At 41.0% G+C, this 519-nt stretch carries 1 protein-coding gene; it reads left to right on the forward strand.

What is annotated here, in order from left to right; all coding sequences use genetic code 11:
* The coding region (locus HMPREF0849_RS09900; RefSeq protein WP_000607299.1) for a hypothetical protein at positions 1 to 519 on the forward strand (519 nt) is incomplete at both ends.

A 519-nucleotide genomic window follows, 5' to 3' on the forward strand; every position in this document is an offset into this window, starting at 1 on the left:
TGAAGAATGGTTTTTATGCGACTTACCGCAGCAAAAATAAAGGGAAAGATAAGCGCTCAATAAACCTGTCTGTTTTCCTTAATTCTCTGCTGGCTGATAATCATCACCTGCAGGTTGGCTCCAATTATTTGTATATTCATAAAATCGATGGAAAAACTTTTCTCTTTACCAAAACAAATGACAAGAGTCTGGTTCAGAAGATAAATCGCTCTAAAGCTTCAGTTGAAGATATTAAGAACAGCCTCGCAGATGACGAATCATTGGGATTCCCATCTTTTTTGTTTGTTGAAGGCGACACCATTGGTTTTGCCAGAACTGTTTTCGGGCCGACCACATCCGATCTGACAGATTTTTTAATCGGGAAAGGAATGTCATTAAGCAGTGGAGAGCGCGTTCAGATAGAGCCACTGATGAGGGGAACCACCAAAGACGATGTTATGCATATGCATTTCATCGGCCGAACAACGGTGAAGGTAGAAGCCAAGCTACCTGTATTTGGCGATATATTAAAGGTCTTAG

Origin of the sequence: Streptococcus sp. C300 (assembly GCF_000187645.1) — a bacterium.
Lineage (GTDB): Bacteria > Bacillota > Bacilli > Lactobacillales > Streptococcaceae > Streptococcus > Streptococcus oralis_CQ.